We start from the raw sequence: 15625 nt of genomic DNA, 5'->3' as shown, positions 1-15625 counted from the left end.
GAGGGGCGCTTATCATGCGCGGACTGCTGATTGGAGTGGGCATCGGCGTCATTTGCGTCGGTGCCATTTTTGCCATTCTGCTTGTCATGGCCGACACCATGGCACCTGAGCAGACAGAAATCCGGGTCGAGGTCACCGATGCGCTGGGCGATTAGCACCCTGACCGTATGTGCAGCCCTGCTGGCTGCGCCTGCAAACGCCCAGCAGCCGTCCGGCGCCATTCAGGTGCAGGAGCTGGGCGCGGTTGATCCTTTCCAGATCGGCTCGCGCAATATCCTGCCCTCGAACATCTGGTCCTCCAGCGATGCGGACGCCCTGCGCGTCATCCTGGGCACCTTGCCCGGCAGCAGCGGTCAGGGCTGGCGGCACGCAGGCGCAGCGCGTCTGGCCGAACGCGTGCTGCTTGCCTCCGGCGAGCCGCCGCGCGGCGGACGCGATGATTTTGCGCTCGCGGCATTGCGCGCCGACCGGGCCCTTGCCGCTGGCAGGGTGGAACAGGTCTACCAGCTTCTCGAACGCACACCGCGCCTGAACCAGTCCAGCGCGCTCTCGCGCCTGCATGCCGAAACTGCCTTTGCCCTCGGCGAGACAGGGCCGGCCTGCAATACTGCCGAAAGCCTGCTGCGCGGGCGTGACGAACCCTACTGGCTGCGCGCACGCGCCGTGTGCCTGGCGCTGGCGGGCAATATGCCTGCCGCCGAGCTGACCGCCGATCTTGCCCGGTCCTCGGAAGGGGGCGGCAATTTCGGCGCGTATTTTGACGCGCTTGTGCTTGATCGTGGCCTGCCATCAGCCAACCCGGTATCAACGGGGCTGGAGCTGGCCATCGCCATGACACTGGCACCCGAAGAACGCATCAGCGTGGCTGAGGGCGCGCCTGCCTGGCTGAAGCGGGCCGCTGCCCGCACCGGCCCGGCCATTACCCTGCCCGAATTTCTCGATGAGGCTCTGGAAGCGGCCATGGCCATGGAGGGCGCAGACAGAGCCGCTGCCCTCGCCGCCATCGCCCAGCAGGACATTGACCGTCTGATCGCCGCCGAAGCGCTGGCTGCCCGGTTTGACGATGCGGTAAGCGAAGGCCGGTTTGCCGAAGTCGCCAGAGCTTATGCGATGGAGATCGAGACAATCCCGATCAATGAGCAGACGCTCGTCCACGGCCCGCGCTTCATACTGGCACTCGCCCTTGAAGGTGAGCTGGAGCGGGCCTGGCGCTGGCGCGAGGCCCTGCTGTCCGGCCCGGAGCGCGACCGGCCCTTGCAGGAAATGAATGGCAACCAGAACGCACAGACACCCGGCGCGCCCGGCATGCTGACACCGCCGCCAGGTTTTGCCAGCCTGCCCGAGGAAGACCCCTGGGAGCCGCCTGCGCCCGCCATCATGGTCGCTCTCGACATGGCGATAGGCATAGCCGCGGACGATATCGGGTCCGGCCCGTTTGGCGCAATTCTGGCTGCGCGGGCGGAGGGTGCACGCCCTGAACGTCTCGCCCAGCTTGCCGGTCTGGCAGCGCTTGGCGCGTCTGTCCCCGAAACGGTGCGCGTGCAGCTTCTCTCTGCGGGCGCGGACGACGGGGCAGCAGGGCGGGAGGCGGATTTTGCATCCATGGCCGCCCTCTCTCTGGTCAACAACTCGCGCGCTGAAACCCTGCTGCTGGCCGCCGGCCTGATCGAGACCAGCAATGGCAGCGCGCAAGCCTATACGCTGGCCAGCTATCTTCTGGAGCGTGCAGGTCATCGCGCCGAGGCGCTGCAGCTGATACTCGAAGCACTGGCCGAGGAGAGCGCGTGAGCGCATCGCACATAGCGCTTTTCCTCGACATGCTGAGCGCCGAACGCGGCGCTGCCGCCAACACGCTCGCCGCCTACCGCCACGATCTGGATGATGCCGGAACGCGCCTCGCGCGCTTCGGCGTGGCTCTCAATGACGCCACGAGCGCCGATCTCGAACAGCTGATGCAGGCACTGGCCGCTGACGGGCTAAGCCCTGCCACGGCTGCGCGGCGTCTCTCGGCGCTGAAACGCTATTACCGTTTCCTCCTGAAAGAAGGCGTGCGCGGCGATGATCCGACAGCCGGTCACAAAGGCCCCAAACAGGCCCGCGCCCTGCCCAAAATCCTCTCCGAAGCCGAAGTGGGACGCCTGTTCGACGCCGCCGATACGATAGAAGGCCCTGCCGGTCTGCGCCTGCGCGCGGCGCTGGAGCTGCTTTATGCAGGCGGGCTTCGCGTCAGCGAGCTGGTCACCCTGCCGCTTGCCGCCTTCTCGCGCGCCGAGCGCTATCTGGTCGTCACCGGCAAGGGCAACAAGGACCGTATCGTGCCCCTCACGCCCTCTGCCCTGGAGGCGGTCGACGCCTACAGGAGCGTCCGGGAGGAGTTTCTGCCCGGCAAGGCATCGCCCTTGCGCGCCCGCGCCGAGCGCTATCTCTTCTGCTCATCAAGCGCCAAAGCCGGCCATCTCACCCGCGAACGCTTCGCCCAGATGCTCTCAGGACTTGCCGTGCAAGCGGGCCTCGACCCGGCGCGCGTCTCGCCGCACGTGCTGCGCCACGCCTTTGCCACGCATCTTCTGGCCAATGGCGCAGACCTGCGCAGCCTGCAGACCTTGCTCGGCCATGCCGATGTCTCCACCACCGAGATTTACACCCATGTGCTTGAAGCGCGCCTACGCTCGCTGATGGAAGACGCGCACCCGCTCAGCCGTAAATAACCTGCTGACAGCCAGCTTGTGACAGCGGGATGTCGCGGCTAGTTTGCCCGTTCGGCCAGCGACCCTTGGCCGGGTAGCCTTATCTCAGGGGATCCATGTCCAACCCGACGCGCACCTATCTTGATTTCGAACGCCCGATTGCCGAGCTCGATGCGAAGATCGAGGAATTGCAATCGGTCTCCGAACGCAATGGCGAGGATGCGCCGGATGTGGCCGAGGAAGTCGCCAAGCTGCGCCAGAAATCGGCCACCCAGCTGAAAAATCTCTACGCCAAGCTGGACCCCTGGCAGAAAACCATGGTGGCGCGCCATCCTGAGCGCCCGCACCTGAAGGATTTTCTGGCCGGTCTCATCACCGATTTCGAGGAACTCTCCGGCGACCGCCGCTTCTCCGAGGATCACGCCATTGTCGGCGGGCTGGGCCGGTTCCGCGGCCGCGCCGTGGTCGTCATGGGCCATGAGAAGGGTCACGACACGCAGACCCGCCTGAAGCACAATTTCGGCATGGCGCGCCCTGAAGGCTATCGCAAGGCGGCGCGCCTGATGGATCTGGCTGACAAGTTTTCCCTGCCGGTTCTCACTTTCGTGGACACGGCGGGCGCCTATCCGGGCGTCGGCGCGGAAGAGCGCGGCCAGTCTGAAGCCATTGCCCGCTCCACCGAGCGCTGCCTGACGCTCGGCACGCCGCTGATATCGGTCATTACCGGCGAAGGCGGGTCGGGCGGCGCGGTCGCGCTGGCCTCTGCCAACACGGTGATGATGCTGGAGCACTCCATCTATTCGGTGATCTCGCCGGAGGGCTGCGCCTCCATTCTCTGGCGCGACGGGGCCAAGGCGCGCGATGCGGCCATTGCCATGAAGATCACCGCACAGGACCTGATCGGGCTGAAAATCATCGACAAGATCATCCCCGAACCGGTCGGCGGCGCGCATCGCGACCGTGACGCCACCATCAAGGCGGTGGGCGATGCGATGGAAGAAAACCTCTCCAGTCTTGAAGGGCTGGACCCGGCCACCTTGCGCAGGAAGCGCCGCGAGCGCTTCCTCGCCATTGGCCGCTCGCTGATGGAACCAGCGGTGTAGGTTTTCCCCGTCCCCCCTTGATTTTTTGGCCGGAAAGGCGTCTCTGAGGCTCACGAAATACTCATTATGAGCAAAAGGGGCGTCATGCCGGCCTTTCACAATCTTTATCGCCACGGCTTTGTGCGCGTAGCCGCCTTTGCGCCCCATGTTGCGCCCGGCGACCCGATGGAGAATGCGGCCCGCCAGATCAAACTGGCCAAAGAGGCTGATAAGAGCCGCGCTGCGCTGGTCCTCTTCCCTGAGCTGTCCCTGACCGGCTATGCGCTGGATGATCTCCACCATCAGGCTTTGATGCTGCAGGCCGCAGAGCAGGCGGCAGCGGCCCTCATTGACGCCTCGATCGACCTCATGCCGCTACTTGTCGCCGGTGCGCCGGTAGCGGTCGATGGCCAGCTTTATAACTGCGCCCTCATCATCCGTCGCGGGCGGCTTCTGGGCGTGGTGCCAAAGAGCTATCTGCCCAATTACCGTGAATTCCACGAAAAGCGCTGGTTTGCCGAAGGCGGCGCGGCAATGGCAGATACTGTGCGCTATGCGGGGCAGGACGCTGCCTTTGGCACCAAACTCGTCTTCACCGCCAGCGATGTGCCCGGCTTCAGCTTCATGGCCGAAATCTGCGAGGATCTGTGGGCGGTCCATCCGCCAAGCCTTGATGGCGCGCTGGCGGGCGCGAATATCATCGTCAACCTGTCGGCCTCCAACGCCCTGATCGGCAAGGCACGCGAGCGTGAAGCACTGGTGCGCGTGCAGTCCCAGCGCACACTATCGGCCTACATCTTCGCCGCCTCCGGCACAGGCGAGAGCACGACAGACCTCACCTGGGACGGGCAGACGATTGCCTGCGAGCTGGGCGAGACCATCGCGCAAGGCCCGCGCTTTGAGGACAACACCGGCCTCGTCACCGAGATCGACGTGGAGCGGATCGTGCAGGACCGGCTGCGCTTTTCCACCTTCCGGGACGGTGCCCGCAATGCACGCGAGCGCCTGACCGGCTGGCGGAAAGTGAGCTTCACAGCTGCCCCACCCCTGGATGAAACGCTGCCATTGGAACGTACAATCCGACGCTTCCCCTTCGTGCCATCAGACCGCGAACGTCTGGACGAGGACTGTTTTGAAGCCTGGTCAATACAGGTAGAGGCACTGGTCCAGCGCTTGCGCTCCAGCGGTATCAGCCGCGCCGTTATCGGCATATCGGGCGGACTGGATTCCACACAGGCCCTCATCGTCACCGCGCGCGCCTTCGACCGGTTGGACCTGCCGCGTGCCGATATTCTCGCCTACACCCTGCCCGGCTTTGCCACCAGCGAGGCAACGCGCGAACAGGCCATCGCGCTGGCAGACGCCATGGGCGTCACCCATCGCGAGATCGATATCCGCCCGGCGGCCGAGCGCATGCTGGCCGATCTTGGTCACCCCTTTACTGATGGCCGGGCCGAATACGATGTGACATTCGAGAATGTGCAGGCGGGCCTGCGTACCGACTATCTCTTCCGCGCCGCCAATCATGAGGGCGCGCTGGTGATCGGCACCGGCGATCTCTCCGAGGCTGCGCTCGGCTGGTGCACCTATGGCGTTGGCGATCACATGTCGCACTACAACGTCAATGCGGGCCTGCCCAAAACCCTGATCCAGCATCTCATCGCCTGGGCCGCGCGCACCGGCCGGGCAGGGGAGGCGGCTGGCCCGGTACTGGAGCGCATCCTGGCAACCGAAATCTCCCCTGAGCTGGTGCCAGCCGGAGAGAACGGGCAAATCCAGAGCACGCAGAGCGTGATCGGCCCCTACCCCTTGCAGGATTTCACCCTGCATTATGTGGTGCGCTATGGCTTCGGGCCGGAGAAGATCGCCTTCCTGCAGAAGACCGCCTGGGGCGAAAGCTCGCGCAGCGACTGGCCCGATCACGTGGCAGAGGCCGACCGTCATCACTACACGATGGCCGATATCCTCAAATGGCTGGACGTGTTCCACACCCGCTTTTTCGGCCAGAGCCAGTTCAAGCGCTCGGCCGTGCCCAACGGGCCGAAACTCACCTCCGCTGGCGCGCTCTCCCCGCGCGGGGACTGGCGCATGCCCTCCGACATGAGCGCAAAGCTCTGGCGCGAGGCGATTGGCCGGCTGAAAGACGAGCTTGGGGAAAAATAAAAAACGCCCGCGTGCCAGGGGAAAAGCACGCGGGCGTTCTCATGTCAGTCTGCTGGCGGGTTGCTCAAGGGCGGGTCTGCGGCAGGGGAAAACCGCATCGCCCCAGTGAGTTGGCCAGCCTTCGCTCCGTTCCTGCGGGGCGGTATGCGCAGCTTACGCGGCCTTGGTCTTGGAACCGCTGATCAGCTTGGCGCCGGACTTGCCATTAATGGCGATCTGGCGCGGTTTTTTCGCTTCAGGTATCTCGCGCTCGAGGCGCAGCACCAGAAGGCCGTTTTCAAGGCGCGCATCGCGCACCTGGATATGGTCGGCCAGATGGAAGCGGCGCTCGAAGGAGCGCTCGGCAATGCCGCGATGGATGAACTGGCGCGGTTCGCTGTCATCGCTTTCGCGCTTGCCAGACACCGTCAGCACGTTTTCCTGCACCTGAACGTCGAGATCATTGTCACCAAACCCGGCCACGGCCAATTCGATGACATACTCGTGCTCGCTGAGTTGTTCGATATTGTAGGGCGGGTAGCCATTACCCGTTTCCTGCTTGGCCGCCGAGTTGATCATATTGGCCAGACGGTCAAAGCCGACAATCGTGCGGTAAAGCGGCGTGTAGTCGATGGTACGCATGAAGATCCTCCTTCAGAAGCGATCAGTTCGATGCCCTCCGGTGACATGTCCGCGCCTCGACTGAGCGCACGGGACCAAAGGCGGACATCAAGGTTTCCATTACTCGCCGGAGCCCGAAAGGCACCCCGGTGATACTGACATGGGTGCAGCTTTCGGGGTGCGCAAGAGGGCCGTTTTGGTGTTTTGCGATTTTGCCGTCAGCGATTGCAGCGCTAGTCTGGCGCAAAGAACACGACATCATGCCAAGGGGATTTGCCGCATGCGCCTTCTCGTCACCGTCTCTGCTCTTGCCCTGTGCCTGCCCCTGATGGCGTGCGGGGACAGTTCGGACACCGAAGCACCGGCGCCCGCCGCCATCGACACCGATGATGCGGTCGGGGCATCGCTCTCACCCGATATCGATGACGAGGCGGATATCGAAGACGCCGAGCCGGACGCACCTGAAGCCGATATCCCGGCCAGCGATACACCGGACGACACTGCCAGCCTGTCCACCGAACCGGAGACTGGCTCGCTCGCCTGGGCCGTGGCGGGCGAATGGCGGGCCGATGCCGTGGCGCGCGATGTCTGGCGCAACCCGCTTGAAACGCTTGAATTCTTTGGCGTTGATCCGTCTGGCACATTGGTCGAAATCTGGCCGGCGGGCGGCTGGTACACGCAAGTGCTCGCCCCGTGGATTGCCGCCAATGGCGGCTCATACGTGGCGGCGCATTTCGACCCCGCAGGCAGCGAACAGACACAAGCCTTTATCGATGGCTATGCCGAGCGCTTTTCCGCGCCGCTTTTTGGCGAGATCGAGATTGCTGCCTTCGGCCCCGACACAGGCCCGATCGTGCCAGAAGGGAGCGCCGACGCGGTCCTGACCTTCCGCAATGTGCACAACTGGATGGCGCGCGGCTTTGAGGAGAAGGCGTTTGCCGATTTCTACGCGGCCCTGCGCCCCGGCGGCGTTCTGGGTGTGGTGGAGCACCGCCTGCCCGCCAGTCAGCCGCAGGACCCGCGTGCCGCCACCGGCTATGTGCAGGAAGACTATGTCATCGCGCTGGCCACAGAGGCCGGGTTCGAACTGGTGGGTTCCTCTGAAGTCAACGCCAACCCGGCTGACACGGCCGACCATCCGTTCGGCGTCTGGACACTGCCGCCCGTCCTCCTGTCCGCGCCGCGCGGGGAAGAGCCCGACCCGGATTTTGACCGCGCGCCCTATGAGTCCATTGGCGAGTCCGACCGGATGACGCTGCTGTTCCGCAAGCCGGGGAATGCGGGGGCTGAGTGATCCGGTCTGCGCTTAGCCTGCTACTGGCGAGCGCCCTGCTCGGCTGGTGCGCACCAGCCATGGCCGGGCCGCCTCCGGCATCCGCCCTCAATCCCTATCCGGCAGACCGGCTATTACCGTTCTGGCGCCAATACACGGCGCGTTATGAGGATGGCGAAGCCGCGTTCACACCCGTCTACCGGCTGGACCCGGCCCCGGCTGAGGCCGCGGACAGGTCAGGATTCTGGCTGGAAGCGCCCGATGCCCGCCTTCTGGCGGTCGGCGTCGATGCGGGCGGTTATCTGGTCCTGCCGCCCGAAGCGCACACTGCCGGTTCTGTCACCCGCGCCACGCGCCTGCTGCACGATGGTGACAACCCGCTACCGGCCATCCGCCTGGAGTTTCATACGCCAGCCAGCGGCACGCGCTACAGCATTTCGGATATGGCAGCGCTGGTGCGCGAGCTGGACCAGCTTCAACGCGCCAGCATGGGGCTCGCCGCCCTGATGGCACCACGCTTTGACGTCATCGTATTCCGGTTTGACGGCCCGGCGCCCGATGGCTGGCATGTGACAGCGCGCGGGGAGCGCCGCGCGCTGGGCGCGCTGCACGATACGCTCTATCTGCGCATGACGGGGCGGATTGCCCGCTTAGGCGGCGAAATAGTGCTCGAAGCACCGCCTGAACGCATCGTGGTGGAAACCCGCTAGAGCGCGGCCGGGGCCAGCAGGGCCAGCAGCTCGCCATGCAGGTCCGCATTGGCGGCCGCCACGACCTGTCCGCCCTCATGGGCCGGACGCCCTTGCCAGTCGGTGAGAATACCGCCCGCACCCTCAACTACCGGCACAAGGGCTGCAACGTCCCAGCTCATCAGCCCGGACTCGATGACGAAATCCACCCCCCCTTGCGCCACCATCGCATAGCCATAGGCATCCAGCCCGTAGCGCATCAGGCGCGCGCGGCTGCGTACCGTCTCGAACACTCCGGCCTCATCACCCTCGAACAGGTAAGGGTCGGTCGTTTCCCCTATCGCTTTGCCAAGAGCGCGCCCTGCACGCACCTTCAAGGCCAGGCGCTCACCGCCACGTTCGACATGGGCGCTCCGCCCCGCCCGCCCGGTGGAGCCAAAAAACCGCTCGCCGATATGGGGCTGATCAATCACCGACAGGACCGGGCCATCCTCCTCCACCAGTGCAATCAGTACGCACCAGCTTGGCAATCCGGCGAGAAAGGCGCGCGTACCATCAATGGGATCGACGATCCATGTCCGGCCAGAGCGTGACGGCTTGGCCGCTTCCTCCTCGCCGAGAACACCGTCTTCGGGCCGGTGTTCGGCCAAAAGGGCGCGTATGGCCGCCTCGGCGGCCTTGTCGGCGGCCGTTACGGGATCAAAACCGCTGACCGCCTTGTTGTCAGCGGCAACACCGTTGCGGAAATGGGGAAGGCTGGCTGCGCGCGCAGCGTCCGCCAGAACGCCCAGCAGGGCGGTATCGCTCTCGTATCGGTTCAAGGCTGGTCCCCCGCTTCAGGCTGGTGCGCCGCACGGGTATCTCCTGCCTGAAAGCTGGCGGCGCGGCGTCAGGCCCGTCCGGTATCGCTATTGCGCAAGGACGGGTCAAGCGCGCTCTGGAGCGTTTTGGCCAGCTCAAGCAGGCGCTGGCGCGGCGCACGCCCCAGCCGGTAATAGGCCCTGACCAGCTCCATTGTCTCGCGCCGGGAGAGTAGATCGCCCTGCATGTCGCGGCTCGCGCCATCGCTCTTCAGGCCGTCATAGAAATGTTCAACCGGCGCGCCCAGCGCTTCGGCGATCTCGAACAACCGGCTGGCCGACATCCGGTTGATCCCGGTCTCGTATTTGTGGATCTGCTGAAAGCGTATGCCGACACGCTCGGCCAGCTCTTTCTGGGTCAGGCCCAGAAGCCGTCTGCGCCGCCGCAGACGCTCGCCGACATGGCGGTCGATATCCGGACGCTGGGCAGGCTGGACTGCATCGTCTCTCAATTGTGGCTGCATCTTCCCTCATCGCCTCCGCCTGACGGGCGCGATTCGCGCCGCACGCTTATCATTAGCGTGCTTTGAGGTTAATAACAACTTATGGTTTATTCTGCAGCGAGTGATTGCGGCCGGCAGGCGTCTACAAGGGCAGCGGCAAAGGCTTCCAGCCGCGCCTTGAGGGGGTCGAAGCCCTGATGGGGTTCGAGTGACCGCTCGTCCATGTAGAGCGCACGGCTGATCTCGATCTGCAAGGCGTGGCGGCCTTCAGCAGGCAGGCCATAGTGCTCGGCAGCAAACCCGCCCGCATAGGGCCGGTTACGTACCACCTTGAAGCCCAGGGAGCGCAATATCCGCTCGGCATTTCCCGTCAGGTCCGGCACACAGGAAGAGCCAAACCGGTCCCCCAGAACGATATCGGCCCCCCTTGCGCTCGCCGCTGGCATGGAATGGCAATCGATCAGGATTGACTGTCCAAACGCCTCGCGGGCCGCAGTCAGCTCACCCGCCAGCGCGGCATGATAAGGGCGGTAGCACGATGCCAGGCGCTCAAACGCCTCCTCCAGTGGCAGCATCGCCTCATAAATCGCATTACCCTCCCCGGCGAGGCGGGGAATAACGCCCAGCCCGGCCGACGCCCTCTGGCTGGTCTGGCCACACAGCGCATGCGCCTGCGGTCCGAACAGGACCGGGTCCAGCTCATGCTCGGCGCGGTTGGGATCGACATAGGATCGCGGGAACAGCGCACGCACCAGCGGCGCGCCAAGGCCGGTAACCGGCCCGAACAGCACATCGATATGCGCATCTTCCGATCTGCGCAGCACTTTCAGCGGCAACGCAGCCTGCTGAAGAAACCGCTCGCTATAGCAGGCACCCGAATGGGGCGAGGCAAACACGACAGGCGACAGGCGCTCTGCCGGACGCAGCACCTCGACAGCTTCCGGCCTGGCGGCAGGTGTACAACGGGAGGAAGAAACGTTCATGGAGCCATCATCGCGCGCATGTCTGCAGCGTCAATCACCAAGCATCACTGCAGAACGAAAAATCTCTGCAGTAAGGGTCGCGGCGTTCAACGGAATTTTACCTCCTTGCCCTAGAGTGGCTTTGCGGTGGATAAAAATACTCCAGAGGGGATGGCCATGGCCAAGATACTGCTCGCAGAAGACGACGATTCCATGCGTGACTTCCTCGCCAAGGCGCTGACCCGCGCCGGGCATGAGGTGGAAAGCGTGGCCGACGGTGAAGAGGGCCTTGATGCGCTGGGCAGTGAAGCCGGTGCGTTCGAGCTTCTGCTCACCGATATCGTGATGCCCGGCGTTGACGGAATCGAGCTGGCACGCCGTGCCGCCGAGATCGATCCGGGCCTGAAAATCATGTTCATTACCGGCTTTGCCGCCGTCGCCCTCAATGCGGGGCTGTCGGCCAGACGCGAGGCCAAAGTGCTCTCCAAGCCTTTCCACCTGCGCGATCTGGTCGACGAAGTCGCCCGCGCCATGGAAGCGGCGTAAACCTTCAGCACGAACGCTTGCGCGAGGCGTAGGGGCGGGCTATATCGCCCGCTCGCTTCGCAGGCAGTATTGCGGACCGGGCGCGTAGCTCAGTTGGTTAGAGCGCTACGTTGACATCGTAGAGGTCACAAGTTCGAACTCTTGTCGCGCCCACCATTTCCAGTGACATCCACAGTTTCCGCCTGCGCACGGCACCGGCAGCTTCGCAGCTTGCATGAACCCCTCAGCCCGTGCACATGAAAGCTGACGGCAAAAGGCGGGATGGCATAGTGAAATTCCAGAGATGGGTGGTGCGGGTCCATAAATGGTCGGCGCTTGTCGTCGGGCTTCAGGTATTGCTCTGGATTGGCGGTGGTTTCGGCATGGCCCTTATGCCGATAGGCGAGGTGCGCGGCGAACACCGCATGGCGCCAGCGGCGCCGCTGGCGGTAGAACCCGGCACTGTGACGGAGCTGGCTGCCGCTGCCCGGGCAGCTGGTTTCCGCACGCTCGACAGCGCGCGCCTCGTTTCCCACCTTTCCAGCCCGGCCTGGCTGCTGCAGTCCGGTGACCGGACGGCCCTCATTGATGCCGGCACAACACGCCTCCTGACCCCTCTCGATGCGGCAGGCGCGCAGGCTGTCGCACACGGCGATTACGCGGGGCCTGGAACAGCCGGAACAGCAGAATGGCTTGAGGAAGCGCCCTGGTACTATGCCGGGCCGGTGCCGGTATGGCGGGTCGCTATCGACGGTGATGACGGACGGATGATCTTCATCGCGCCCGACACAGGCCAAATCGTCTCGCGCCGATCCGACACCTGGCGCCTGTTCGACGTGTTCTGGCGCCTGCACATCATGGATTACCGTGATGGCAGCAATATCAACAATCCGCTTCTCATCAGCGCTGCCGGATTTGCGCTTCTGTTCACGCTGTCCGGCCTGATCCTGCTGGTCTTGCGCCTGCGCCGGGTGCTCCACGCAGCCCGGCAGAGCGGGCGCTAGGGCCTGGACCCCTAACGCTGCATCGCCTGCAGCTTCCCGATCAGCGAAGCTGGCGGCGGGCAGGGCGTGCGCGGCAGCGTGGTCGTCGCCCAGGCATAGATCATCCGCCCGCCGGTGAGCGCCTCATCGCCTCTGAATATGCCAAGGCGGAACGTCGCCGAGCTGTTACCCACACGCTCCAGCGTCACCCCGATCTCGATCAGCTCGTCAAACACGGCAGGCGCGTAGAAATCGGCATGAGCACTGACGGCGAAGGATTCGCTTCCCTCCGCCGTCAGGTCATCGGGCAGGTTGATGCCCGCCGCGCGCCAGTACTCGGTCAGCGCGACATCGAAATAGAGAAAATAATTGCCGTTGAAGACAATGCCTTGCGGGTCGGTCTCGGCCCAGCGCACCCGCAAGGTATGAAACCATGAAAAATCACGGCGCGATGGCCGCTCAGGCTTGATCGACATGAGTTAGGCCCCCGCCTGCTAGTGCTCTCCCGCATAGCGGGTTTCACAAGACAAGCGGCTATTGCGCCATGGATCAAGTGCGCCGGTCAGGCACCCAGCCGGGCAGAGAAGGATTTTTCAAACGCGCGCAACTTGGCCCGCGCCCGGCGCCACTCCCACCAGATGAGCAGGACTTGCGGGCCATCGACCAGATAGCGCCGCCACATGCGTTTTGGCTCCTCCAACAGGCGGTGCAGCCATTCCAGCCGCGCACTCTGCATCCATTGCGGCGCGCGCTGCGTCTTGCCCGACAGAAAATCGAGCGATGCGCCCACGCACAGGCCGACGCCGGTGCAGTCACCGCGCTCGATACACGCTGCCGCGATCATTTCCTGCTGGGGCGAACCGACACACAGGAAGACGAAACGCGCCGGGTTGGCCGCCACAAAGGCCGCGCACTCGGCAACGGCCTCAGGATTGGTACGCAGCCCCATGGGCGGCTGGTGCCAGCGCACGTCTTTCAGGCCGAAGCGCGCGGTAACGCCCTCGATGACATCGCCGTCCCCGCCAATCACCACCACCGGCTCGGCCGGATCGATGGCGTGCTCAAACAGGGCCGCCGTCAGGTCAGAGCCCGGCGTGACCTCCACCTCTTCGCCTGAAAAGGCCGCGATCAGTTCCAGCACGCGGCTATCACACACGGTCAGCCAGGCCTGCGCATAAAGCGGAGCAAGCTCGCCCCCGCGCGACAGGCGCACAAGGTGGTCGACATTGGGCGTAACCACAAAAGCGAAGGGCCGTTCAGGATCGCGCCGGACAATACGCTCCAGCGCGGTGTCAAACCCGATCCGGTCAAAGGCGGAGTTCAAAAACCAGATATGCCGCGCACGCACGCGCCGGTCCGCAGCCCTTGCGGGGCGGGCCGGAAGCGTTGATGTGTCCAGCGGCAGTGTCATGAAACGTCCCGTTACGGGCCAGACTGCCTGGCCTCAGGGACGTGATGTGCAAGCTTCAGACCGGATCAGCTTTCCTGGAGCGGTGATTTTCCCTGTCTGCGCAACGCTCTTAAGGCGAAGCGGGCCGGGTCGAGACTGGCCGCGCCAGAGCGCTCCAGCGGGGAGGGTTCACCGCATATCAGGCTCGCCACATGCTCGGCCAGCAGCGGCGCATGGGCAAAGCCGCGCGCGCCAAATCCTGTGAGCACGTAAAGCCGATCCACTGCGCTGGCATCGGCGCGCACCGCCTGACCCGCCGCCGGCAGCCGATCCGGCAGCACGCAGCGCACCGCGCCCCAGTGCTCCAGAACCTCTCCCAGCCCTGCCCCAACACCCGGATCAAACGCGCTCACCGCTGCGCGTATGTCCTCAGCCGCCTGCTCTGGTGGGAGGCTCTGGCCACGCTCATGGGTCGCGCCCGCCAGCACGGATCCATCTTCTAGCGGCGCCAGATAATGCCCCCAGGCCATGGGCTGAGGAATTGCCGGACCATCATAGGCAAAGCGCGCGATCTGGCCCGGCAGGGCCTCGACTGGCAGGTGAACCTCCAGCCCGTCCGGCAGGGCATCTGCGCCGGGTGCGAGGATAAGCGTTTCTGCCTCGGTCAGTACGCACCGCTGTGCGTCCAGCACCTGCCAGCCACCGCCCGGCAGCGGCGCGGCCTGCGCTGCATACGCATCGAGAACCGGCACATTACCGGCAAGCGCGGTCAAAAGCCGCAACGGCTCTACCCAGCCTGTCCGCTCCAGCGCCAGCCCATCGCCCTGAACAGCGACGCCCGCGCCTTCCATCATCGTGGCGATGCGCGCCAGCCGCCCCGCGCCGTCATTGCCAGAGGGCGCGCGAAAGACTCCGGATGCATGAAACCCGTCCATCCCCTCATAGAGCGCGCGGGCATAATCGAATGCGCTTAAGGTCGCGCGGACATGGGGCCGGTCTGCAGCCTCAAGGCGAGGCGTGAACAGGGCCGCCGGGCCGCCCGACGCGCCTGTCCCCCAACCGCCCTGTGCAATGACGACAGGCGTGACGCCGCGAGCCGTCAGGGCGCGTGCAAGGCTTGCCGCCGCTATGCCGCCGCCAATGATGGCCACTCTGCCAGGCAATGCTTGCGGGGAGACATGGGCTTCGCCCGCAAAAACGCCTTCAAGCCGCTCGCGCTTACGGCCAAAGCCCGGCACTTTTTCTATCTGGAAGCCCACCGCCTGCAGGCCCCGCCGGACCGCACCGGCCACCGTAAACGTGCCAAGACGCGTACCGGACTTGGACAGGCGGGCAATGTGAGCAAACACCTCCGGCGACCACATCTCGCCATTCAGGGACGGCGCAAATCCGTCAAGGAACCAGGCATCGGCGGCAAAATCCATCTGTGCCAGCGCCGCCTCGACCGTGTCGTGAAATACGCTCAACACCACCCGCCCGCCTGCAAACACCCGCATGTGCGGGCCTTTCAAGGGTGAGGGCCACTGATCTGCCAACTCGCCCGCCTTGCCCTGCAACTCACCAAAAGCTGATAGCGCGCGCCGCGCATCGGCAGCGCTTAAGGGAAAGCCTTCCAGCGAGACGAAATGCAGCCGGGCACCGGCGGGCGCCACCTCATCGAACAACTGCCACGCGGCGAGAAAATTCAGCCCCGTGCCAAAGCCCAGTTCACCAATGATAATGGTTCCGCCAGCGGCAAAACGCTCCTGAAGACGGCAGCCGCCCAGAAACACGGCCCGCGTCTCGGCCAACCCGTCCTGGGCAGAAAAATAGACATCACCGCCAGCCGCGCGCGGCGTGCCCGGATCGCTCCAGTCAAGACTGGCAAAAGGTCTGACAAGGCTGTCACTCATGGCTTTTCGCTACACGCGATGAGGCAGGCGGGCAATGGCCGGGGGCCGCACACGCAAAAAGGGCCGGAGCATCATG

Annotated in this window: 16 protein-coding genes and 1 tRNA gene; 10 read left to right on the top strand and 7 right to left on the bottom strand. The window is 64.8% G+C overall.

The window, feature by feature from the left end:
• Positions 1–14: 14 nt before the first annotated feature.
• The 5 genes from AB6B38_RS12975 to AB6B38_RS12955 all read left to right on the top strand — a co-directional run bounded on the left by AB6B38_RS12975 (position 15) and on the right by AB6B38_RS12955 (position 5932).
• Positions 15–155 carry a hypothetical protein gene (locus AB6B38_RS12975; RefSeq protein WP_371393304.1) on the top strand — a complete coding sequence of 47 codons (141 nt, stop codon included), beginning with the start codon at positions 15–17 and terminating at the stop codon, positions 153–155.
• The gene (locus tag AB6B38_RS12970; RefSeq protein ID WP_371393302.1) at positions 139–1788 is read left to right on the top strand and encodes a hypothetical protein; all 1650 of its coding nucleotides are present in this window, start codon (positions 139–141) and stop codon (positions 1786–1788) included. The genes AB6B38_RS12975 and AB6B38_RS12970 overlap by 17 nt, the downstream gene beginning before the upstream one ends.
• Positions 1785–2708, top strand: a complete 924-nt coding sequence (locus AB6B38_RS12965; protein ID WP_371393301.1) for a site-specific tyrosine recombinase XerD — start codon at positions 1785–1787, stop codon at positions 2706–2708. Before AB6B38_RS12970 ends, AB6B38_RS12965 begins: the two co-directional genes overlap by 4 nt.
• 95 nt (positions 2709–2803) lie before the next feature.
• Complete coding sequence (locus AB6B38_RS12960; RefSeq protein ID WP_371393300.1) at positions 2804–3790, top strand: acetyl-CoA carboxylase carboxyltransferase subunit alpha; 987 nt, start codon at positions 2804–2806, stop codon at positions 3788–3790.
• A gap of 66 nt (positions 3791–3856) precedes the next feature.
• Positions 3857–5932 (top strand): NAD(+) synthase, encoded by a 2076-nt coding sequence (locus AB6B38_RS12955; protein ID WP_371393299.1) that lies wholly within the window; start codon positions 3857–3859, stop codon positions 5930–5932.
• A 153-nt stretch (positions 5933–6085) separates the two neighbouring features.
• Here the strand turns inward: AB6B38_RS12955 and AB6B38_RS12950 are convergent, their stop codons facing one another.
• Entirely contained in the window at positions 6086–6553 is a 468-nt protein-coding gene (locus tag AB6B38_RS12950) for an Hsp20 family protein (RefSeq protein WP_371393298.1), read from the bottom strand.
• Positions 6554–6812: 259 nt separating this feature from the next.
• Between AB6B38_RS12950 and AB6B38_RS12945 the strand changes: the two genes are divergently transcribed.
• Both AB6B38_RS12945 and AB6B38_RS12940 read left to right on the top strand, forming a co-directional pair.
• Complete coding sequence (locus tag AB6B38_RS12945; RefSeq protein ID WP_371393297.1) at positions 6813–7826, top strand: class I SAM-dependent methyltransferase; 1014 nt, start codon at positions 6813–6815, stop codon at positions 7824–7826.
• On the top strand, positions 7823–8515 hold the full coding sequence (locus AB6B38_RS12940) for a hypothetical protein (protein ID WP_371393296.1): 693 nt from the start codon (positions 7823–7825) through the stop codon (positions 8513–8515). Before AB6B38_RS12945 ends, AB6B38_RS12940 begins: the two co-directional genes overlap by 4 nt.
• Here the strand turns inward: AB6B38_RS12940 and AB6B38_RS12935 are convergent.
• The 3 genes from AB6B38_RS12935 to AB6B38_RS12925 all read right to left on the bottom strand — a co-directional run bounded on the left by AB6B38_RS12935 (position 8512) and on the right by AB6B38_RS12925 (position 10780).
• Positions 8512–9315, bottom strand: a complete 804-nt coding sequence (locus AB6B38_RS12935) for an inositol monophosphatase family protein (protein ID WP_371393294.1) — start codon at positions 9313–9315, stop codon at positions 8512–8514. The genes AB6B38_RS12940 and AB6B38_RS12935 overlap by 4 nt on opposite strands.
• A gap of 68 nt (positions 9316–9383) precedes the next feature.
• On the bottom strand, positions 9384–9806 hold the full coding sequence (locus AB6B38_RS12930) for a helix-turn-helix domain-containing protein (protein WP_371393293.1): 423 nt from the start codon (positions 9804–9806) through the stop codon (positions 9384–9386).
• Positions 9807–9904: 98 nt separating this feature from the next.
• Positions 9905–10780 carry an N-formylglutamate amidohydrolase gene (locus AB6B38_RS12925; RefSeq protein ID WP_371393292.1) on the bottom strand — a complete coding sequence of 292 codons (876 nt, stop codon included), beginning with the start codon at positions 10778–10780 and terminating at the stop codon, positions 9905–9907.
• 156 nt (positions 10781–10936) lie between these two features.
• On the opposite strand from AB6B38_RS12925, the gene cpdR reads away from it, so the two are divergent.
• From cpdR to AB6B38_RS12910, 3 genes are all read left to right on the top strand, one after another.
• Positions 10937–11305, top strand: a complete 369-nt coding sequence (cpdR, locus tag AB6B38_RS12920; RefSeq protein ID WP_371393291.1) for a cell cycle two-component system response regulator CpdR — start codon at positions 10937–10939, stop codon at positions 11303–11305.
• 78 nt (positions 11306–11383) lie between these two features.
• Positions 11384–11461, top strand: a tRNA-Val gene (locus AB6B38_RS12915).
• Between the two features lie 113 nt (positions 11462–11574).
• Positions 11575–12288: a PepSY domain-containing protein gene (locus AB6B38_RS12910; RefSeq protein WP_371393289.1), complete on the top strand. Its 714-nt coding sequence runs from the start codon at positions 11575–11577 to the stop codon at positions 12286–12288.
• Positions 12289–12299: 11 nt separating this feature from the next.
• Here AB6B38_RS12910 and AB6B38_RS12905 read toward each other — a convergent pair whose 3' ends face one another.
• The 3 genes from AB6B38_RS12905 to mnmD form a co-directional block, all read right to left on the bottom strand.
• On the bottom strand, positions 12300–12743 hold the full coding sequence (locus AB6B38_RS12905) for an acyl-CoA thioesterase (RefSeq protein ID WP_371393287.1): 444 nt from the start codon (positions 12741–12743) through the stop codon (positions 12300–12302).
• A gap of 86 nt (positions 12744–12829) precedes the next feature.
• On the bottom strand, positions 12830–13678 hold the full coding sequence (locus AB6B38_RS12900) for a WecB/TagA/CpsF family glycosyltransferase (RefSeq protein ID WP_371393285.1): 849 nt from the start codon (positions 13676–13678) through the stop codon (positions 12830–12832).
• 65 nt (positions 13679–13743) lie between these two features.
• Positions 13744–15549: a tRNA (5-methylaminomethyl-2-thiouridine)(34)-methyltransferase MnmD gene (mnmD, locus tag AB6B38_RS12895; RefSeq protein ID WP_371393284.1), complete on the bottom strand. Its 1806-nt coding sequence runs from the start codon at positions 15547–15549 to the stop codon at positions 13744–13746.
• Between the last annotated feature and the right edge of the window lie 76 nt (positions 15550–15625).

Source organism: Glycocaulis abyssi (assembly GCF_041429775.1).
GTDB classification, from domain to species: domain Bacteria; phylum Pseudomonadota; class Alphaproteobacteria; order Caulobacterales; family Maricaulaceae; genus Glycocaulis; species Glycocaulis abyssi.
This window is presented reverse-complemented; position numbering and strand designations above follow the sequence as displayed.